This window comes from Burkholderia sp. BE17 (genome assembly GCF_009362305.1).
Taxonomy (GTDB): Bacteria; Pseudomonadota; Gammaproteobacteria; order Burkholderiales; family Burkholderiaceae; genus Burkholderia; species Burkholderia pyrrocinia_C.
The window spans coordinates 82,392-100,831 of the sequence record NZ_WHNU01000019.1 but is presented as its reverse complement, the minus strand read 5'-3'; the positions used below and the strand labels follow the sequence as shown (position 1 = coordinate 100,831).

The window sequence follows — 18,440 nt, the reverse complement described above, 5'->3', positions numbered from 1 at the left end:
AACGTCACAGCCCGCATGATACGAGCGACGCGGCCGCATCGCATCGGGTGTTTCCCTACAACTTCTTACAGCGTCTTTCGCGCATGCGCGCGGGCTCATTTCGAGCGCAATCCGCGCGCAATCCTCGTACCCGAAATCCGCCCCCGGCGAGCCGCGGCGGCGCCCCGTCGCGGCGCCGAATCGTACGACCGTTTCAGTTGCCGACCGCCGTACGACGCGCGGGCACGATGCGCCAGCCGAGATTCACGCCGGCCGCCGCGAGCAGGATCAGCAGCGCGCCGAACACCTGCGTCCACGCGAGCGTCTGCCCGAACGCAACGTGATCGACGACGATCGCGACCACCGGATACACGAACGACAGCGCGCCGGTCATCGCGGTCGGCAGCTTCTGGATCGCGCCGTACAGCAGCACATACATCAGGCCGGTGTTCACGACGCCGAGCACGACGAGATCGAGCCATTGCCCGGCAGTCGCGGGCAGCGTATCGAAGTGCGCGAACGGCGCGAGCAGCACGATCCCGAGGCCGGCCTGCAGCAGCGCGAGCAGATGCGGCGGCGTGCCCTTCAGGTGCTTCGTGACGATCGACGAGATCGCATACAGGAATGCCGCGCCGAGCGACAGCGCGACGCCTTCCAGATATTCGCCCGGCACCGCGAGCACGGCCGGTTCGACGCGCACCACGAAGACGAGCCCGGCGAACGCGAGCGCGAGCCACGCGACCGTCGACGCGGTGACCCGTTCGCGGAACACGATCGCGCCGAGCGCGACGAGCATGAACGGCTGCGTGTTGTAGACGGCGGTCGCCATCGAGATCGACGCGCGCGAATAGGCGGCGAACAGCAGCAACCAGTTCGCGACGATCGCGACGCTGCCGAGCGCCGCGAGCGCGAGCATCCGCGGCGAGAACAGCGAGCGGCGCAGGAAACCGAACGCCGCGCAGACGATCGCGAGCGTCGCGGCGCCGAACAGGCAGCGGAAGAACACGACGTTCGTCAGCGGTTGCTGCGACGACATCACGAGCCAGCCGATCGTGCCGGACATCATCATCGCGACGATCATTTCGGCGGCACCGCGGCGAATTTCATTCGAGGCCATCTTGAACTCCGTTGATGAGAGTGGATGACTTCGATTCTAGAAACTTGCTTTCGCCGTAACCACGGCTAAACTGAAGTGAATCAGCCGATTTACCTTCGAAAGCAAAGCGATCATGCCGAAACGCCTTTCCCCACCCGCCGTCGCGTCGCTCGACGCGACCGACCGCGCGATCCTCGCGGCGCTGGCCGACGACGCGCGCATCGCGACCAGCGAGCTCGCGCGGCAGATCGGGCTGTCGGCGCCCGCGACCGCCGACCGCGTGCGGCGGCTCGAGGCGCAAGGCGTGATCGCCGCGTTCACCGTCGAGCTCGATCCGCGCGCGCTCGGCTACACGCTGCAGGCGATCGTCCGCGTGAAGCCGCTGCCGGGCCAGTTGCACCTGGTCGAGGAGTTGCTGCGGCGGATTCCCGAATTCGTCGAATGCGACAAGGTGACCGGCGAAGACTGCTTCATCTGCCGGCTCTACCTGCGCACGATCGAGCACCTCGACGACATCCTGTCGAAGGTGACGGAGCGCGCGGAGACGAGCACCGCGATCGTGAAATCGACGCCCGTGCCGCGCCGCCTGCCGCCGCTCGTCGAGGACGACAACGCGCACCGCTGAGCGGACGGCCCGCGCCGCCCGCGCGCGCCCTTATGCGGCCGGGTCGCGCGCCTCGAAGAACGCGAGCAGTTCGTCGATCAGCGCGACGGGCGCCTCTTCCGGAATGTAATGCCCGCATTCGAGCGCGCGGCCGCTGACGTCGCGTGCGACGCGACGCCATTCGTCGAGCGGATCGAAGCAGCGCCCGACGATCCCGTGCTCACCCCACAGCACGCGCAGCGGACACGCGACCTTGTTGCCGCGCTCGAGATCCGCACGGTCGTGCTCGAGGTCGATCGTCGCCGATGCGCGGTAGTCCTCGCACATCGCGTGCACGGCGCCCGGCTGCGCGAGCGCGGCGCGGTATGCGTCGAGCGCCTCGGGCGCGAACGGCGCGAGCCCGGCGGACCGGTTGCCCATCACGCGCTCGATGTATGCATCGGTATGCGCGCCGATCAGCGTCTCGGGCAGCGGCTCCGGCTGGATCAGGAAGAACCAGTGGAAATACGCGGTCGCGAACGCGCGATCGGTTTTCTCGTACATCGCGAGCGTCGGCGCGATGTCGAGCAGCATCATCCGCTCGACGGCGTCCGCGTGATCGAGCGCGAGCCGGTGCGCGACACGCGCGCCGCGATCGTGCGCGCAGACATGGAAGTGCTCGAAGCCGAAATGCCGCATCACGGCGACCTGGTCGGCCGCCATCGCCCGTTTCGAATACGGCGCGTGCCGCGCGTCGCTCGGCGGCCGGCCCGATGCGCCGTATCCGCGCAGGTCGGTGGCGATCACCGTGAAGTGATTCGCGAGCGTCGCGGCAACGCGATGCCAGATCATGTGGGTTTGCGGATGCCCGTGCAGCAACAGGAGCGGCGGGCCCGCGCCTCCTTTGACACCGAAGATGTCGGTGTCCTGCACCGTCACGCGAAACGGTGCAAACGCCTCAAACGACATGGTTTATTTCTCGTTGGTTTGTTATGGCGACTATTTTAGGAGCGCTCGTGCGTCTGCACAGCGGTGCAACAACCAGAATCCGTAGAAAGAGAACACTCACTCGATTGCCGCCGCACCGCGCATTTTGTTAAGCTCGCGTAGAATCGCACGACCGTTCGTATTAATATGAACGAACGACTTCGTCCGCAGCTACACTCGAATCACCGTTCGACCGCAAAGCATGGTGTCGGCGTCGGCGCGACCGCGCGGGCGCCGGCCCGACCTGGAGACTGGAGACATCACATGGCATTGCCCACCGTCCTGCAGAACCTGACGCTGCCCGTCATCGCGTCGCCGATGTTCATCGTCAGCTACCCCGAACTCGTGCTCGCGCAATGCAAGGCGGGCATCGTCGGTTCGTTCCCCGCGCTCAACGCCCGTCCGGCCGAACTGCTCGACGAGTGGCTCACGCAGATCCAGTCGGAGCTCGCCGACCACAAGGCGAAACACCCGGACGCGGTGATCGGCCCGATCGCGGTCAACCAGATCGTCCACCAGTCGAACGCGCGGCTCGAACACGACGTGCGCGTATGCGTCGAGCACAAGGTGCCGATCTTCATCACGAGCCTGCGCGCGCCGGCGCGCGAGATCGTCGACGCGGTGCACAGCTACGGCGGCATCGTGCTGCACGACGTGATCAACCTGCGCCACGCGCAGAAGGCGCTCGAAGCCGGCGTCGACGGGCTGATCCTCGTCGCGGCCGGCGCGGGCGGCCACGCGGGCACGACGTCGCCGTTCGCGCTCGTCGGCGAGGTCCGCAAGATCTTCGACGGTCCGATCGTGCTGTCCGGCTCGATCGCGAACGGCGGCTCGATCCTCGCCGCGCAGGCGATGGGCGCCGATTTCGCGTACATGGGCACGCGCTTCATCGCGACGCAGGAAGCGCACGCGATCGACGACTACAAGCACGCGATCCTGAACGCGAAATCGTCCGACATCATCTATACGAACCTCTTCACCGGCGTGCACGGCAACTACATTCGCGAGAGCATCGAGAAAGCCGGCCTCGATCCGGAAGCGCTGCCGGAATCCGACAAGACGAAGATGAATTTCGGCGGCGACAAGACGAAGGCATGGAAGGACATCTGGGGCGCCGGCCAGGGCGTCGGCCTGATGGACGACCTGCCGAGCGTGGGCGAGCTCGTCGAGCGCCTGAAGCGCGAGTATGACGACGCGAAGGCGCGGCTCGGCATCGCACGCTGACGGATGCGGCGGCCACTGCGGCCGCATTCGCCACTGCCGCCGCCAATCCCGTCGGACAAAACAAAAAGCGCGAACCGCAGCGGTTCGCGCTTTTTTTTTCATCGCCCCGCCGCCGCGGGACACGCGGCTCAGCCCGCGCGCTTGATCCGCGTGATCGGCAGCACGCGCAGGCGCGACTCGATCGACGGGCACAGCGACTGTCCTTCGAAGCGCGCCGCGAGGAAATCGACGAACGAACGCACCTTCGCCGACACGTGACGGCGGCTCGCGTACACCGCGTAGATCGGCGCCTCGTGCGGTGGCACCGAATCGAGCAGCACCGGCACGAGCCGGCCGGATTCGATGTCGTCGCCGACCACCTCGGTGCCGAGCAGCGCGATGCCCGCGCCCGCGAGCACGGCCGCACGCAGCCCTTCGAGATGGTTCACGATCAGGTTGCCGTTGAGGGTCACGCGCGACGCCGCCGCCGCGTCGATCACGAGCGAGTCGAGCATCGTCGAATTCGAGTCGCGCCGCAGGTAGTTGTGGTGCGCGAGATCGGCGATCGTTTCGGGCGTGCCGTGCTTGTCGAGATACTCGGGCGACGCGACGAGCAGGATGTGCGCGGTCGCGATCTGCCGTGCGACCAGCGACGACGATTTCAATCCGTTCGGCGCCGCGCGCACCGCGACGTCGTAGCCTTCCTCGATCAGGTCGACCACGCGATCGGACAGCGTCATGTCGACGGTCACGTCCGGGAACCGGCCCGCGTAATCGGTGACGGCCTGCATCACGTGCCGCAGCCCGAACGCGGACAGCGACGTCACGCGCAGGCGGCCCTGCGGCACCACGCTCGCGGCGCCGACGGCCTGCCCGGCTTCGTCGAGTTCCGACAGCGCCTGCACGAGGCGCTCGTAATATTCGCGTCCCGCCTCGGTAGGCGCGACACGTCGTGTCGTGCGATGCAGCAGCCGCGCGCCGAGCTGCTGCTCGAGATGCATCACGTGCTTGCTCGCCATCGCAGCCGACATCTGCATGCGCTCGGCCGCGCCGACGAAGCTGCCCACTTCGACGACGTAGCGAAACACATTCATGCTGACGAGGGTATCCATCGAACTAGCTCGTAATGACGGGGGAATGGTCCAATTACGAGATAGGGTAACAAAGGCAGGGAAATAGAAAGGTCAACAAAGGCAAAACGGCACCGCGGGGAGGCGGCGCCGTTTCGGGCGGGAAAACATGCGGCCGGAATGCGCGATTTTCGCGAGGGTCCGGCACGCCGATCGCGCGTGCGCGTCAGAACTTCGCGCGGATACCTGCGCCGAACGTGTTGCCGGTCGACAGGCCGCTGATGTGGTCGTTCATGTACGCGGCGTAGACGTCCGTACGCTTGGACAGCGGGTAGTCGTAGCCGACGGCCCAGGTCTGGCGCGTCTGGTCGAGGCCGCCTGCATCGCGCGAATACGCGTACGACGCCATCGCGTTGCCCACGCCGAGCGGCACCGACACGCCGCCTTGCGCGGTGTTCACGTGCCAGCTGCCTGCGACCTGGTCATTCTTCGTATACATATACTGGCCGAACAGCTTCACGAGCTTCAGGTCGTAGGTCGCGCCGACCAGCGCGATGCCCTGGCTCTTCATGCCGGCGACGAGCGCGCTCAGGTCGCGCGGGCCGTTGTTGAAGTTCACGTACTGATACATGGCGGTCGCCGCGAACGGGCCGTTCGCATAGTTGAACTGCGCACTCCACTTCTTCGAGCCGTTGTCGCCGGCCTGGTTGCCGAACGCGTACATCGCGCTGCCATTCAGTCCGCCGAACGACGGTGACGTGTACGACACCGCGTTGTTCCAGCCCGAATCGCCGACCGCGCCCTGGTCGCTCGGATAGGTCGGGAACGTGCCGAGGCCGAGGAACACGTGGTACACCATCGGCGAGAAGGTGTACGAGTCGTAGAACGGGTTGAACAGGATCGTCGACAGGAACAGGTGCGTCGTCAGGCGGCCTGCCGTCACCGTGCCGTACGGCGAGCTGATGCCGACGTACGCGTTGCGGGCGAAGAACGTGTCGCCCTGGAAGCGGCCGAACTGGCCGTTCTGCGCGCGGAAGAAGCTTTCCAGCGTGAAGATCGCCTTGTAGCCGTTGCCCAGATCCTCTGCGCCGTGCAGGCCCCAGTACGACGTCGACATCCCGCCGCCCGACACGTTCCATGCGCGATCGCCGCCCGGGAACTTGGTCGCGCCGACCCATTCGTCGACCTGGCCATAGAGCGACACGCTCGATTGCGCATAAACGGGTGCGGTCGCAGCCACGCAGGCAGCCGCGGCGATCAGCTTGACGGACGTGCGCGACGCACGGCGAGCAAATGCTTTCATGGGATCTCCAGGTTTTGTCGAATGGTCGATAAGTGGCGCGAGCGTTGTTTTTGGGAGCCGAGTGCTTGCGTCGTATGGGGCGCAGCCATCTTTACGGATCATTTGTCCGGTCAAAATTGCGCACACTTATTGCTGGTATAGCGCCAGCATTAACTTCACGGAATCGATACGTGGCCGGATGCACCGCGGCGGCCCCGCGCGAAAGCGGTCGCGCGACGGGACGGCGGCGTGGCGCACGCGAGCCGGGCGCGAAAGATAGCGCAATGCGACGGGAAAATCAGCGGAAATCTGCGCGCGACTGTGGCGAATTCGCATCAGCCGGCGGGGGCCTGGGCCTGTTCCCGCTAATAACGGGCTTGCGCTGGCGCGCGGGCGCTCAGTTTCGGTAGAACGGGGAGAAATACGGCGAGTGCGCAGGCTCTTCCTGCGAGCGGGGCGGCGGCATCGGACGGCCGCCGCGCTCCTCGTTGTAGCGCGCGACGTCGGCGCGGATCGAACCGGCGCGCAGCGGCACGTTGCCGCCGCCAGGCGGGCGCGGCATCTGGCGCGCATCGGCGCTGATCGGGCGATACGGGCTTTGCGCCGCGTAATGGCCGTACGACGGCGTCGGCCGCAGCCCCCAGCGGGAGCCGTAGCCGCTCACGCCGCCGGCGCGTGCCCCGACGGGGGGCGGAACACGGCGCCAGACGGGCCCGCCACCGAACCCGCCGCCAGCCTGCTGACCGAACGCGCGCATGTCGCCGCCACCGAAACCGTGACCGCCGAACCCATGACCGCCGTGTGGCGGCTGCGCGAGCGCAAGCGGCATCAGCAGCGCACCGAGCACGCCTGCCACCCATCGTCCGATCTTCCGTTTCACACGTTCCGTCATCGTTCAGTGCCTGTCCACGCCTGCCGTCGGCTCCTTTCGGCCGACGCAAGGCTTTCAGCAGTAATTTATGAGCCGCCCGAAACCGTGTCGAGCCAAAAAGTGTTAGGTCGCCGGCATCGGTGTAACACCATGTTACTGCTAGGTTTTTTCACTTCAGGGCGCGAACGCGACAGAACATTCTTCTGCCGTTTTGCGCATGGCCGGGCAGGCGCGACGGCCGTTGTCGCATGAAATCGAATCATCAATCGATTCTCACAATGAATTTGTGTATTGAATAGCCAACCGGGACAATAGCGGCATTCGCGCGCGCGACGCGCGCCTCCGTCGTTTCCGAGTCGAGTTCCCGATGGCCCGCCCCCGTTTTCTTCCCGACAACTTCACGCTCGCACTGGTCGGCACCGTCGTGCTCGCGAGCCTCCTGCCGTGCCGCGGCCCGGCCGCCCATGCGTTCAACTGGGCGACCAACATCGCTGTCGGCCTGCTGTTCTTCCTGCACGGCGCGAAGCTGTCGCGCGAGGCGGTGGTCGCCGGCGCGACCCACTGGCGGCTGCACGCGGTCGTGCTGCTCAGCACGTTCGCGCTGTTCCCGCTGCTCGGCCTCGCGCTGAAACCCGTGCTGCAGCCGCTCGTCACGCCGGCGCTTTATGCGGGCGTGCTGTTTCTGTGCACGCTGCCGTCGACGGTCCAGTCGTCGATCGCGTTCACGTCGATCGCGAAGGGCAACGTGCCGGCCGCCGTTTGCGCGGCATCGGCGTCGAGCCTGCTCGGGATCTTCGTCACGCCGGCGCTCGTCGGGCTGATGATCACGTCGCAGTCGGCCGCCGCGGCATCGCCGTGGAGCACCGTCGGCAGCATCGTGATGCAGTTGCTCGTGCCGTTCATCGCCGGCCAGTTGCTGCGGCCCGTGATCGGCGGCTGGATCGAACGCAACCGCGGCGTGCTGCGCTTCGTCGACCAGGGCTCGATCCTGCTCGTGGTGTACGTCGCGTTCAGCGAGGCCGTCAACGAGGGCCTGTGGCACCAGATCCCGGCACGCGCGCTCGGCGGCCTGCTGGTCGTCAACCTCGTGCTGCTCGCGATCGCGCTGCTGCTGACCGCGTTCGTCGGCAAGCGGCTCGGCTTCAATCGGGCCGACCGGATCACGATCATCTTCTGCGGATCGAAGAAGAGCCTCGCGGCCGGCGTGCCGATGGCGAAGGTGATCTTCTCGGCGAACGCGGTCGGCGCGATCGTGCTGCCGCTGATGCTGTTCCACCAGATCCAGTTGATGGCGTGCGCGGCGCTCGCGCAGCGCTGGGGCGCACGCGACATGAGCGGCGAGCGCGGCGGGCAGGACGGCAAGGCATCGGCGCCCGGCGCGCTGAACGCGGGCAAGCGCTGACGGGAAGGGGGCGGGACGGTCACTGGATGGGGGCGTGCCCGCTTCCCGCTCTCCACCCTCCACGCTCCGCCTTCCCGCCTTCCGTCTTCCCGCCTTCCAAACGCGCACCGGTGCGCGTCCAACGCGATGCACCATCAGCGCCCATCGCATCACGAAATCTTCATTCAATTCCCCGCGAGCGTTGCCGTTAAGCCGAACGTCCCGTCGATTCGGCTGCCCTCACCCATGCCCGCGCTCCACTCCGACTCCGCTGCCGCCAGCACCATGCGCCTGATCGCGGATCGCGCGCTCGCCGCCGTTTTCCAGCCGATCGTCGATCTCGGGTCGGGGACGGTCGTCGGCTACGAAGGCCTGATACGCGGCCCGCGCGGCACCGACCTCGAGCCGCCCGCCGCGCTGTTCGCGCAGGCCGCGCGCGAGGGTGCGACCATCGCGCTCGAACAGGCTGCCGCGCTCACCTGCCTCGACGCGTTCGCGGCGCTCGGCTGCGACGGCAAGCTGTTCCTCAATTTCAGCGCGGGGACGATCCTGCAACTCGCCATCGAACGCGAGCGCGCGTGCCAGTTGCTCGGCCGCGCGCGGGTCCGCGCCGAGCGCATCGTGATCGAGCTGACCGAGCAGAACGCGATACCCGATGTCGCGCATATCGGGCCGGCGGTCGCGTCGCTGCGCGATGCGGGCATCCAGTTCGCGCTCGACGACTACGGCACCGCGAACGCGAGCATGAACCTGTGGCTGCGCCTGCATCCGGACGTCGTGAAGATCGACCGCTTCTTCATCCACGACATCGCGCGCGACCCGCTCAAGTTCGAGGCCGTGAGGGCGATGCAGCACTTCGCGCAGGCGAGCGGCGCGCAACTGATCGCGGAAGGCATCGAGAACGAATGCGACCTGATCGTCGTGCGCGACATGGGGATCTGCTGCGTGCAGGGCTTCCTGCTCGGCCGGCCGGACGCGCAGCCGTCGCGGGTCATCGCGCCGGCCGCGCGCGATGCGATCCGCGCGCCGCACATCGCGGTGTTTCCCGGCGCGACGCGCTCCATGCGGCCGGCCGGCACGATCGCCGCGAAGATGCTCGTCCCCGCGCCGGCACTGTCGTGCGACGCGACCAGCAACGACGTGCTCGACCTGTTCAACCGGATGCCCGACCTGCACGCGGTCGCGCTGGTCGAACGCGGGCGGCCCGTCGCGCTCGTGAATCGCCGCGGCTTCATCGATCGCTTCGCGCTGCCGTATCACCGCGAGGTGTTCGGGAAGAAGCCGTGCCTGCAGTTCGCGAACGATGCGCCGCTGATGATCGACAACGCGACGACGTTCGAGCAGCTCGCGATGCTGCTCGCGAGCCACGACCAGCGTTATCTCGCGGACGGCTTCGTGATCACCGAGCACGGCCGCTACGTCGGGCTCGGCACCGGCGAGAGCCTCGTGCGCGCGGTGACCGAGATGCGCATCGAAGCCGCGCGCTACGCGAACCCGCTGACGTTCCTGCCCGGCAACATCCCGATCAGCGCGCATATCGACCGCCTGCTCCAGCGCGACGCCGGCTTTCATGCGTGCTACGTCGACCTGAACCAGTTCAAGCCGTTCAACGACCAGTACGGCTACTGGCAGGGCGACGAGGTGCTGAAGTTCGCCGCGACGGTGCTGGCCGGCGTGTGCGACCCGCAGCGCGACTTTCTCGGGCACGTCGGCGGCGACGATTTCCTCGTGCTGTTCCAGCACGACGACTGGCACGTGCGCGCGACCGACGCGATCGCGCGCTTCAACGACGGCGCGCAGCGCTTCTACACACAGGCCGACCGGCAGGCGGGCGGGCTGCGCGGCGAGGACCGCCACGGCAACCCGGCGTTCTTCGGTTTCGTGACGATGGCGATCGGCGCGGTCGGCGTGCCGGCCGGCGCGCACGGCGCGAAGCGCTACGGCAGCGACGAGATCGCGTCGGTCGCGGCGCTCGCGAAGCGGCGCGCGAAACAGCAGCCGAACGGGCTCGCGGTCGTCGATCTCGACGCGGGCCGCGCCGCGCTGCGCAATCGCGGCGAACCGCCGGCCGCGGCGGTGACGGTGGCGGCGGACTGAACGGCGGGCGATCATCGAGCGCGGGATACGGCTGCGCTCGGTGCGACGGGGACTGGCGACGGCCAGTCAACCGGCCGAATCGTTGCGCATCGGCTTCCGCCCACCCGCGCAGGCCGTCACGCACCCTGCGCCGAGGCTCGAAACCGCGCCCGCTTTCCGCCCACTTCCCGGCCTCTTCCCGCCTCTTCCAGCCAGCCCGCCCGCGCCACCGGGCACCCGCACGACCACCTTGCCTTTTTCGCGTTTTGTTTAGTATTTTTAGTAACGGCGTTTTCGCAGATTAGCGCATAAAAAGCCACTATTCGCGGGTATTCCCCGGCAATCCGGCCCGAATTCCGCGAAGTGTTTTACTATACAATCGCTTTCAACCTAAACAAACCGAACCCCGAACGATGGGCACCACCATTCGCGATGTCGCGCGGGCGGCAGAGGTCTCGATCGGCACCGTCTCCCGCGCGCTGAAAAACCAGCCGGGCCTGTCGGAAGCAACGCGTGCGCGCATCGTCGAGATCGCGCAGCAGCTCGGCTACGATCCCGCGCAGTTGCGGCCGCGCATCCGCCGGCTCACCTTCCTGCTGCACCGCCAGCACAACCGCTTTCCCGCAAGCCCGTTCTTCTCGCACGTGCTGCACGGCGTCGAGGACGCCTGCCGCGAGCGCGGCATCGTGCCGACGCTGCTCACGGTCGGCCCGAACGACGACGTGCTGCGCCAGATGCGCCCGCACGCGCCCGACGCGATCGCGGTCGCCGGCTTCATCGAGCCCGAGACGATCGAGGCGCTCGCCGCGACCGGCCGGCCGCTGGTGCTGATCGACCTGTGGGCGCCCGGGCTGCGCTCGGTCAACATCGACAACGCGACGGGCGCCGCGCTCGCGATGCGCCACCTGCTCGCCACCGGTCGCTCGCGGATCGCGTTCATCGGCGGCTCGCCCGCGCATTACAGCATCGCGCAGCGCGCGATCGGCTACCGGCGCGCGTTCTTCGAGGCCGGGCGGCTGTTCGATCCCGCATACGAAGTGACGATCGACGCGGGGCTCGACCCCGACACCGGCGCCGCGCGCGCGATGGCGCAACTGCTCGACGCGCCGGGCCCGCGCCCCGACGCCGTCTTCGCATACAACGACGCGGCCGCGCTGGCCGCGCAGCGCGTGTGCACCGCGCGCGGCCTGCGGATTCCGGACGACATCGCGATCGTCGGCTTCGACAACATTCCGGCCGCCGCGCACGCGAGCCCGCCGCTCACGACGCTGTCGGTCGACAAGGAAGCGCTCGGCCGCCGCGGCGTCGAGCTGCTGCTCGCCGAAGCGCCCGAGCACACCGAGATTTCTCTGCCCGTCGAGCTGATCGTGCGGGCCAGCAGCCAGCCCGCCGGCTCTCCGGCACTCGATACCGCCACGGTCACCGAATCATGAACATGCCCCCGGTCCAACCCTGCACGGCCGCGCCGGCCGCCCACACGCAAGCCGCGCCGATCGTCACGAGCTTCCGCGATCCGTCGTTCCTGCTGTCGCACGTCGAGGACACACTGCGCTTCTACGCGACGAACGCGTTCGACCCGACAGGCGGCTTCTATCACTACTTCCGCGACGACGGCAGCATCTACAACCGCACGTCGCGCCACCTCGTCAGCAGTTGCCGGTTCGTCTTCAACTACGCGATGGCGTACCGGCATTTCGGCGATCCGCGTCACCTCGAGTACGCGCGCCACGGGCTGCGCTTCCTGCGCGACGTGCACTGGGACGACGAACTGCAGGGCTACGACTGGGAACTCGACTGGCGCGACGGCGCGAAGCGCGCGACGCTCGACGGCACGCGCCACTGCTACGGGCTCGCGTTCGTGCTGCTCGCAGCCGCGCACGCGACGATGGCCGGCATCGACGAGGCACGCCCGCTGATCGCGGCGACCTACGAGCTGGCCGAGCACCGCTTCTGGGATGCGGCCGCGGGCCTGTATGCGGACGACGCGACGCCGAACTGGATCGTGTCGTCGTACCGCGGCCAGAACGCGAACATGCACATGACGGAAGCGCTGCTCGCGGCCTACGAGGCGACCGGCCACCTCACGTACCTCGATCGCGCGGAAAAGCTCGCAAGCCACGTCACGCAGCGCCAGGCCGCGCTGTCGGGCGGGCTCGTGTGGGAGCACTACCATGCGGACTGGTCGGTCGACTGGGACTACAACAAGGAAGACAGCTCGAACATCTTCCGTCCTTGGGGCTTCCAGCCCGGGCACCAGACCGAATGGGCGAAGCTGCTGCTGATCCTCGAGCGGCACCGCCCGCTCGACTGGCTCGTGCCGCGCGCGGCCGAACTGTTCGACGCGGCGCTCACGCACGCCTGGGACGCCGATCACGGCGGCCTGTACTACGGCTTCGGCCCCGACTTCACGATCTGCGACCACAACAAGTACTTCTGGGTGCAGGCGGAAACCTTCGCGGCGGCCGCGATGCTCGGCGCGCGCACCGGCAGCGAGCGCTTCTGGGACTGGTACGACGAGATCTGGCGCTATAGCTGGGCGCATTTCGTCGACCACCGCTACGGCGCGTGGTACCGGATCCTCACCTGCGACAACCGCAAGTACAGCGACGAGAAGAGCCCGGCCGGCAAGACGGACTATCACACGATGGGCGCGTGCTACGACGTGCTCGCGACCCTTGCGCGCACGCCGCGCAGCGAGCCGACGCAATGAGCGGCGGCACGTTTCCGGCTTTCGTGTCGGCGGGCGACATCCTGACCGACATGGTGCGCGCGGGCGATGCGCAGTGGACGTCGGTGCCGGGCGGCGCCGGCTGGAACGTCGCGCGCGCGGTCGCGCGGCTCGGCGTGCCGAGCGCGCTCGCGGGCTCGATCGGCGAGGACTGCTTCTCCGACGTGCTGTGGCGCACGAGCGACGCGGCCGGGCTCGACCTGCGCTTCCTGCAGCGTGTCGCACGGCCGCCGCTGCTCGCGATCGTCCACGAGACGCGCCCGCCCGCGTACTTCTTCATCGGCGAAGCGAGCGCCGATCTCGCGTTCGATCCCGCGCGGCTGCCGGCCGGCTGGACCGAGCACGTGAAATGGGCGCATTTCGGCTGCATCAGCCTGGTGCGCGAACCGCTCGCGGGCACGCTGGCCGCGCTCGCGGCCGACCTGCACGCGCGCGGCGTGAAGATCAGCTTCGACCCGAACGTCCGCAACCTGATGACGGCCGCGTACCGGCCGACGCTGGAGAAGATGGCCGCGCTCGCCGACCTGATCAAGGTGTCCGACGAGGACCTGCGGCACCTGTTCGGCGGCGACGGCCCCGACGCGGTCGCGGCGGTGCGCGCGCTGAACCCGCGCGCGGCCGTGCTCGTCACACGCGGCGCGCAGGCGGCGACGCTCTACGCGGACGGCGACGTGCACGAGGCCAGCCCGCCGCGCGTCGAAGTGGCCGACACCGTCGGCGCGGGCGACGCGTCGATCGGCGGCATGCTGTTCAGCCTGATGGCCGCGCCGCAGCGATCGTGGCGCGAGCATCTCGCGTTCGCGCTGGCGGCGGGCGCCGCCGCGTGCCGGCACACGGGCGCGCACGCGCCGACGCTCGACGAGGTCGTCGCGCTGATCGAGGGCTGATCGAGGGCTGATCGTCGAAGGATGATCGGACGGCGACCGGACACCGTTCGGTCACCGATAAGCCGCGCTGTACATGCTGCGCCGCAGTGCTACGATGAAGTGTCCTTTTGCGGGAGAGGCACGATGGACACGAACACGTTCACGAAGGGCATCTACACGGCCAAGGCGCATACCCAGCATTCGGCCAACGGGCAGTTCCAGGGTTACGTGATCCTCGCGCGGGACGACGGGGACGACACCGAGAACACGCGCTACGACGTCCACTCGACGAGCCCCAGCGAGGAAGAAGCGTTCGACGAGGCGAAGGCGCTCGCGCACCGGATCCTCGGCGAGATCGAGATGTAACGCGCACCGCCCTTTCCGGCGCGGCTCAGAGCAGCCGCGCCACCATCGATACCAGCATCGTCAGCACCAGCGTCGACATGAACGGGAACGGGTAGCGCCGCCCGCCGAGCGTCAGCGTGACGTCGCCCGGCATCCGCCCGATGCCGAGCTTGCCGAGCCACGGCCAGCAGCGCGTCAGGATCATCACCGCGACGAACGACGTCATCAGCCAGCGCAGCATGTCGAGGGTCTGTTTACATATGGAACGCGCATGCGTTGCCACGAGAACGGCCGCTCGCGAGGCGCGCGACGCTGCGAATACTGGACGTATTCGCAAGGAGCGCAACGCGGCGAGCGGCCGTTCTCGTGGCAACCCCAAATTAAAAAATTCATGTCACGGGAATGCCCGAAATCGCTCGTATGGCGGCGTCGTTCGTCGCTTGTTTGGCGCGGCCAAACGGCGCTCCTCACTTCTTGCCCTACGAGCGATTTCGGGCATTCGCATGTGCGTTCCATATGTAAACAGACCCTAGTCAAAGCGCGTGCGAGCGGTCGCCGCGCGCGAACGCGTCGAGCGTGCCGTCGATACCGCGCGAGAACGCGATCACCTTGAACAGCTCGCCCATCTCGGCTTCGGAGATCAGCTTCTGCACCGCGTTCGCGGCCGGCAGGAACTGCCGGATGTCGGACGGATCGATCGCGGCCAGCGCGTCGGTGATGCCCGCGTTCAGCAGGAAGCGCGCCTGCGACGTGTAGCCGAGCAGGTCGGCGCCGGCGGCGACGGCCGCGTCGTAGATGCCGGTGAATTCGACGTGCGCGGTGATGTCCTGCAGGCCCGGGTACAGGAACGGGTCGTCGTGCGCGTGGTGGCGGTAGTGGCACATCAGCGTGCCGCGGTCGCGCTGCGGATGGTAGTACTCGTGCGCGGGAAAGCCGTAGTCGACCAGCAGCACCGCGCCGCGTGCGAGCATCGTGCAGACGGTGCGCGTGAACGCCAGCGCGGCCTCGTGCGTCTCGGTCACGTAACCGTCGGCGACATCGTCGATAAGCCCCGCGAGCACCGGCGGCCGGCTGGCCGGCGCGGCCGGCCGGTCCTCGAACACGAACGCGTGCCGCGCGTCGAGCGCGACGCCGCGCTCGTGCCATGCGCCGCCTGCCTTCGCGAACAGCCGCACCGGCATCGCGTCGAGCACCTCGTTGCCGACCACGACGCCCTCGAACCGCTCGGGCAGCGCATCGAGCCAGCGCACCTTCGCGGCGAGCGCCGGCGCGGCGGCTTCGATCGTGTCGCGCTGCCGTTCGCGCAGCTCGCCGGACAGGTCGACGATCAGGTATTCGTCGAGTTCGACACCGAGCGCGTCGAGCGCCGCGAGCAGCCCGGCCGCGAGCTTGCCCGTGCCGGCGCCGAATTCCATCACGCGGCGCGTGCCGCTCGCCACGAGCGCTTCCGCGACCGGTTGCGCGAGAGTTTGCGCGAACAGCGGCGACAGCTCCGGCGCGGTGACGAAGTCGCTGCCGTCGTCGGCGCGGCGCCCGAACTTGCGCGCGCCGCCGCTGTAATAGCCGAGGCCCGGCGCGTACAGCGCGCGCTCCATGAAGCGGTCGAACGGCAGCCAGCCGCCGGCCGCCGCGATCTCGTCGCGCAGTTGCGCGGCAAGGGTTTCGGACTGCGCGAGCGCGTCAGGGCCGGGAGCAGGTAAACTAGCGGGTTCGTGAGCTTTCGGGTTCATCCCGGCATTGTAAATGACCGTTTCAGCCGATACGTCGACCCCGCGCGTGGTGCTCGTCGCGGGTGCCCTGGGCAGCGCGGCCGACGCCGCGTCGATCGGCCGTGCGCTCGCGACGGGATTTGCGCGCCGCGGCTGGGACGTCGCGCTGCAGCGCAGCCACGGCGCGCCGCGCGCGGCCGCCGATGCGATCGTCGCCGAAGTCGCGGCGCTCGGCCGCCGCGCGGCCGTGCTCGACGCCGATCTGGCCCTGGAAACCGATGCGGCCGCACTGGTCGCCGCGTGCGGCGCGGCGCTCGGCCGGCCCGCGTGCGCGGTGTTCGTGAGCGCCAGCGCGGGCACCGACGACGCGCACACGCTGGACGGTGCGTCGCTCGCCGCCGCGCTCGCGCGCAACGTGACGGCGCCGCTCGCGCTGGCCCGCGCGCTCGCCGATGCGACACCCGACGCCGCGCGCGAGCACGAAGCGCTGCGCGCGTGCGCGATCCACGTGCTGGACCAGGCGCTGTTTCACCCGGCGCCGGCGCAGTTGTCGCACGCGCTGATGCAGGCCGCGCTGAACCGCGCGACGTCGGCGCTGGCGCTCGCGCTCGCGCCGAAGGTGCGGGTCGCGGCACTGGTGCGCGGCCACGCGGCGCACGCGGACGACATCGCGGCGGCGGCCTGCTATCTCGCGAGCGCGCCCGGCGTCACGGGCGCGACGCTGACCGTCGACGGCGGCGAGCACCTCGTGCCGCCCGCCGCCGGCCCGAATGAATGAACCGCGGGCGCGCGGCCTGACTGCCGCCGCCCGCGCCGCTTTGCGTGCGCGCACGCCAATTTGACTGGGACGACCATGTTTTCCGCTCTCCTGCACCCCCGCCTCGCGGATTGCCGCAGGCTCTACCTGCGCGATTACGAGGTGCACATCAACATCGGTGCCTTCGAACACGAGAAGCGCGGCGAGCAGCGCGTCGTCATCAACGTCGACCTGTTCGTGCCGCTCGCGCTGTCCACCCCCGTCGACGATCGTCTCCATGAAGTCGTCGACTACGACCTGATGAAGCAGAGCGTCGCGCAGTGCGTGGCGCGCGGCCACATCCACCTGCAGGAAACGCTGTGCGACGCGATCGCCGCGAACCTGCTGGCGCACGACGCCGTGCGCGCGGTACGCGTCTGTACCGAGAAACCGGACGCCTATCCGGACTGCGACGCCGTCGGCGTCGAAGTCTTTCGCATCAAGGACGAGGAGCGCGCATGAACGCCCCCCACATGAATGACACGGCGGCCGACGCCGCCACCCTCGACGCGACCGCCCCGGCCGGCCGCCAGGCGCTGACGCGCCGCGAGCAGAAGGAAGCGTACGAGAACAACAAGCTGTTCAAGCGGATCGTGCGCCAGGTCGGCCAGGCGATCGGCGACTACAACATGATCGAGCAGGGCGACAAGGTGATGGTCTGCCTGTCGGGCGGCAAGGACAGCTACGCGATGCTCGACGTGCTGCTGCGCCTGCGCGAGCGCGCGCCGATCGACTTCGACATCGTCGCGGTGAACCTCGACCAGAAGCAGCCGGGCTTCCCCGAGCACGTGCTGCCCGAGTACCTGAAGCAGGTCGGCGTGCCGTTCCACATCGAGAACCAGGACACCTACAGCATCGTCAAGCGGCTCGTACCGGAAGGCAAGACGACCTGCTCGCTGTGCTCGCGGCTGCGCCGCGGGATCCTGTACCGCGTGGCCGGCGAGCTCGGCGCGACCAAGATCGCGCTCGGCCACCACCGCGACGACATCGTGCAGACGCTGCTGCTCAACATGTTCTACGGCGGCAAACTGAAGGGGATGCCGCCGAAGCTGCAGTCGGACGACGGCAAGAACATCGTGATCCGCCCGCTCGCGTACGTGAAGGAAACCGATCTCGAGAAATACGCGGAGCTGCGCGAATTCCCGATCATCCCGTGCAACCTGTGCGGCAGCCAGCCGAACCTGAAGCGCGCGGAAATGAAGGCGCTGATCCGCGAATGGGACAAGCGCTTCCCGGGTCGCGTCGAGAACATGTTCAACGCGCTCGCGAAGGTCGTGCCGTCGCACCTGATGGATACGACGCTGTTCCCGTTCACGTCGCTGCGCGCGACCGGCGTTGCCGATCCGCAGGGCGACATCGCGTTCGACGAGGAGCCGTGCGCGTCGGGCGACGACGCAGCGGCGCCGGGTGCCGCGCAACCGATCTCGATCGTCCAGTTCGACGACCTGTAAGCGGGGTCGGAAGACCC

18 protein-coding genes are annotated in these 18,440 nt (G+C 68.3%); 11 read left to right on the top strand and 7 right to left on the bottom strand.

Annotated features, from left to right (window positions below; all coding sequences use genetic code 11):
- Positions 1-193: 193 nt before the first annotated feature.
- Entirely contained in the window at positions 194-1,096 is a 903-nt protein-coding gene (locus GD429_RS18055) for a DMT family transporter (protein ID WP_152858543.1), read from the bottom strand.
- A gap of 112 nt (positions 1,097-1,208) precedes the next feature.
- Between GD429_RS18055 and GD429_RS18050 the strand changes: the two genes are divergently transcribed.
- Complete coding sequence (locus GD429_RS18050; protein WP_047899190.1) at positions 1,209-1,700, top strand: Lrp/AsnC family transcriptional regulator; 492 nt, start codon at positions 1,209-1,211, stop codon at positions 1,698-1,700.
- 30 nt (positions 1,701-1,730) lie between these two features.
- On the opposite strand, the gene GD429_RS18045 is transcribed toward GD429_RS18050, so the two are convergent.
- Positions 1,731-2,627, bottom strand: coding sequence for an alpha/beta fold hydrolase (locus GD429_RS18045; RefSeq protein ID WP_152858541.1), 897 nt, complete (start codon positions 2,625-2,627; stop codon positions 1,731-1,733).
- 282 nt (positions 2,628-2,909) lie between these two features.
- Here GD429_RS18045 and GD429_RS18040 point away from each other — a divergent pair, with 282 nt between their 5' ends.
- The gene (locus tag GD429_RS18040; RefSeq protein ID WP_152858539.1) at positions 2,910-3,869 is read left to right on the top strand and encodes an NAD(P)H-dependent flavin oxidoreductase; all 960 of its coding nucleotides are present in this window, start codon (positions 2,910-2,912) and stop codon (positions 3,867-3,869) included.
- Positions 3,870-3,997: 128 nt separating this feature from the next.
- Here the strand turns inward: GD429_RS18040 and GD429_RS18035 are convergent, their stop codons facing one another.
- From GD429_RS18035 to GD429_RS18025, 3 genes are all read right to left on the bottom strand, one after another.
- Positions 3,998-4,960, bottom strand: a complete 963-nt coding sequence (locus tag GD429_RS18035) for a LysR family transcriptional regulator (RefSeq protein WP_152858537.1) — start codon at positions 4,958-4,960, stop codon at positions 3,998-4,000.
- Between the two features lie 184 nt (positions 4,961-5,144).
- Positions 5,145-6,221 carry a porin gene (locus GD429_RS18030; RefSeq protein WP_152858534.1) on the bottom strand — a complete coding sequence of 359 codons (1,077 nt, stop codon included), beginning with the start codon at positions 6,219-6,221 and terminating at the stop codon, positions 5,145-5,147.
- 376 nt (positions 6,222-6,597) lie between these two features.
- Complete coding sequence (locus GD429_RS18025; protein WP_152858532.1) at positions 6,598-7,092, bottom strand: peptide-binding protein; 495 nt, start codon at positions 7,090-7,092, stop codon at positions 6,598-6,600.
- A gap of 346 nt (positions 7,093-7,438) precedes the next feature.
- Between GD429_RS18025 and GD429_RS18020 the strand changes: the two genes are divergently transcribed.
- The 6 genes from GD429_RS18020 to GD429_RS17990 all read left to right on the top strand — a co-directional run bounded on the left by GD429_RS18020 (position 7,439) and on the right by GD429_RS17990 (position 14,488).
- Positions 7,439-8,473, top strand: coding sequence for a bile acid:sodium symporter family protein (locus GD429_RS18020; RefSeq protein ID WP_152858529.1), 1,035 nt, complete (start codon positions 7,439-7,441; stop codon positions 8,471-8,473).
- A 225-nt stretch (positions 8,474-8,698) separates the two neighbouring features.
- Positions 8,699-10,549, top strand: a complete 1,851-nt coding sequence (locus tag GD429_RS18015) for an EAL domain-containing protein (RefSeq protein ID WP_152858526.1) — start codon at positions 8,699-8,701, stop codon at positions 10,547-10,549.
- Between the two features lie 392 nt (positions 10,550-10,941).
- A complete protein-coding gene (locus tag GD429_RS18005) occupies positions 10,942-11,961 on the top strand; it encodes a LacI family DNA-binding transcriptional regulator (RefSeq protein ID WP_152858523.1) in 1,020 nt (339 codons plus the stop codon).
- Positions 11,958-13,238: an AGE family epimerase/isomerase gene (locus GD429_RS18000; RefSeq protein WP_152858520.1), complete on the top strand. Its 1,281-nt coding sequence runs from the start codon at positions 11,958-11,960 to the stop codon at positions 13,236-13,238. The genes GD429_RS18005 and GD429_RS18000 overlap by 4 nt, the downstream gene beginning before the upstream one ends.
- Positions 13,235-14,143: a carbohydrate kinase family protein gene (locus tag GD429_RS17995; protein ID WP_152858517.1), complete on the top strand. Its 909-nt coding sequence runs from the start codon at positions 13,235-13,237 to the stop codon at positions 14,141-14,143. Before GD429_RS18000 ends, GD429_RS17995 begins: the two co-directional genes overlap by 4 nt.
- Before the next feature lie 123 nt (positions 14,144-14,266).
- Positions 14,267-14,488, top strand: coding sequence for a hypothetical protein (locus tag GD429_RS17990; RefSeq protein ID WP_034179224.1), 222 nt, complete (start codon positions 14,267-14,269; stop codon positions 14,486-14,488).
- Positions 14,489-14,513: 25 nt separating this feature from the next.
- Here the strand turns inward: GD429_RS17990 and GD429_RS17985 are convergent, their stop codons facing one another.
- The gene (locus GD429_RS17985; RefSeq protein ID WP_031399528.1) at positions 14,514-14,708 is read right to left on the bottom strand and encodes a DUF2905 domain-containing protein; all 195 of its coding nucleotides are present in this window, start codon (positions 14,706-14,708) and stop codon (positions 14,514-14,516) included.
- 292 nt (positions 14,709-15,000) lie between these two features.
- Entirely contained in the window at positions 15,001-16,197 is a 1,197-nt protein-coding gene (locus GD429_RS17980; RefSeq protein ID WP_152858516.1) for a class I SAM-dependent methyltransferase, read from the bottom strand.
- Positions 16,198-16,210: 13 nt separating this feature from the next.
- Between GD429_RS17980 and GD429_RS17975 the strand changes: the two genes are divergently transcribed.
- The 3 genes from GD429_RS17975 to ttcA all read left to right on the top strand — a co-directional run bounded on the left by GD429_RS17975 (position 16,211) and on the right by ttcA (position 18,423).
- On the top strand, positions 16,211-16,954 hold the full coding sequence (locus GD429_RS17975) for an SDR family oxidoreductase (protein ID WP_152858514.1): 744 nt from the start codon (positions 16,211-16,213) through the stop codon (positions 16,952-16,954).
- Between the two features lie 75 nt (positions 16,955-17,029).
- Complete coding sequence (locus GD429_RS17970; RefSeq protein ID WP_059450683.1) at positions 17,030-17,434, top strand: dihydroneopterin aldolase; 405 nt, start codon at positions 17,030-17,032, stop codon at positions 17,432-17,434.
- Positions 17,431-18,423 carry a tRNA 2-thiocytidine(32) synthetase TtcA gene (ttcA, locus tag GD429_RS17965; RefSeq protein ID WP_152858511.1) on the top strand — a complete coding sequence of 331 codons (993 nt, stop codon included), beginning with the start codon at positions 17,431-17,433 and terminating at the stop codon, positions 18,421-18,423. Before GD429_RS17970 ends, ttcA begins: the two co-directional genes overlap by 4 nt.
- Positions 18,424-18,440: the final 17 nt, after the last annotated feature.

What these genes read in the sequence shown, in the direction of transcription:
- GD429_RS17990 (WP_034179224.1), top strand. Translation starts at nt 14,267, where the DNA reads ATGGACACGAACACGTTCACGAAGGGCATCTACACGGCCAAGGCGCAT.
- GD429_RS18000 (WP_152858520.1), top strand. Translation starts at nt 11,958, where the DNA reads ATGAACATGCCCCCGGTCCAACCCTGCACGGCCGCGCCGGCCGCCCAC.
- GD429_RS18005 (WP_152858523.1), top strand. Translation starts at nt 10,942, where the DNA reads ATGGGCACCACCATTCGCGATGTCGCGCGGGCGGCAGAGGTCTCGATC.
- GD429_RS18015 (WP_152858526.1), top strand. Translation starts at nt 8,699, where the DNA reads ATGCCCGCGCTCCACTCCGACTCCGCTGCCGCCAGCACCATGCGCCTG.
- GD429_RS18040 (WP_152858539.1), top strand. Translation starts at nt 2,910, where the DNA reads ATGGCATTGCCCACCGTCCTGCAGAACCTGACGCTGCCCGTCATCGCG.
- GD429_RS17995 (WP_152858517.1), top strand. Translation starts at nt 13,235, where the DNA reads ATGAGCGGCGGCACGTTTCCGGCTTTCGTGTCGGCGGGCGACATCCTG.
- GD429_RS17980 (WP_152858516.1), bottom strand. Translation starts at nt 16,197, where the DNA reads ATGAACCCGAAAGCTCACGAACCCGCTAGTTTACCTGCTCCCGGCCCT.
- GD429_RS17975 (WP_152858514.1), top strand. Translation starts at nt 16,211, where the DNA reads ATGACCGTTTCAGCCGATACGTCGACCCCGCGCGTGGTGCTCGTCGCG.
- GD429_RS18020 (WP_152858529.1), top strand. Translation starts at nt 7,439, where the DNA reads ATGGCCCGCCCCCGTTTTCTTCCCGACAACTTCACGCTCGCACTGGTC.
- GD429_RS17985 (WP_031399528.1), bottom strand. Translation starts at nt 14,708, where the DNA reads ATGCTGCGCTGGCTGATGACGTCGTTCGTCGCGGTGATGATCCTGACG.
- GD429_RS18050 (WP_047899190.1), top strand. Translation starts at nt 1,209, where the DNA reads ATGCCGAAACGCCTTTCCCCACCCGCCGTCGCGTCGCTCGACGCGACC.
- GD429_RS18030 (WP_152858534.1), bottom strand. Translation starts at nt 6,221, where the DNA reads ATGAAAGCATTTGCTCGCCGTGCGTCGCGCACGTCCGTCAAGCTGATC.
- GD429_RS17970 (WP_059450683.1), top strand. Translation starts at nt 17,030, where the DNA reads ATGTTTTCCGCTCTCCTGCACCCCCGCCTCGCGGATTGCCGCAGGCTC.
- ttcA (WP_152858511.1), top strand. Translation starts at nt 17,431, where the DNA reads ATGAACGCCCCCCACATGAATGACACGGCGGCCGACGCCGCCACCCTC.
- GD429_RS18055 (WP_152858543.1), bottom strand. Translation starts at nt 1,096, where the DNA reads ATGGCCTCGAATGAAATTCGCCGCGGTGCCGCCGAAATGATCGTCGCG.
- GD429_RS18045 (WP_152858541.1), bottom strand. Translation starts at nt 2,627, where the DNA reads ATGTCGTTTGAGGCGTTTGCACCGTTTCGCGTGACGGTGCAGGACACC.
- GD429_RS18035 (WP_152858537.1), bottom strand. Translation starts at nt 4,960, where the DNA reads ATGGATACCCTCGTCAGCATGAATGTGTTTCGCTACGTCGTCGAAGTG.
- GD429_RS18025 (WP_152858532.1), bottom strand. Translation starts at nt 7,092, where the DNA reads ATGACGGAACGTGTGAAACGGAAGATCGGACGATGGGTGGCAGGCGTG.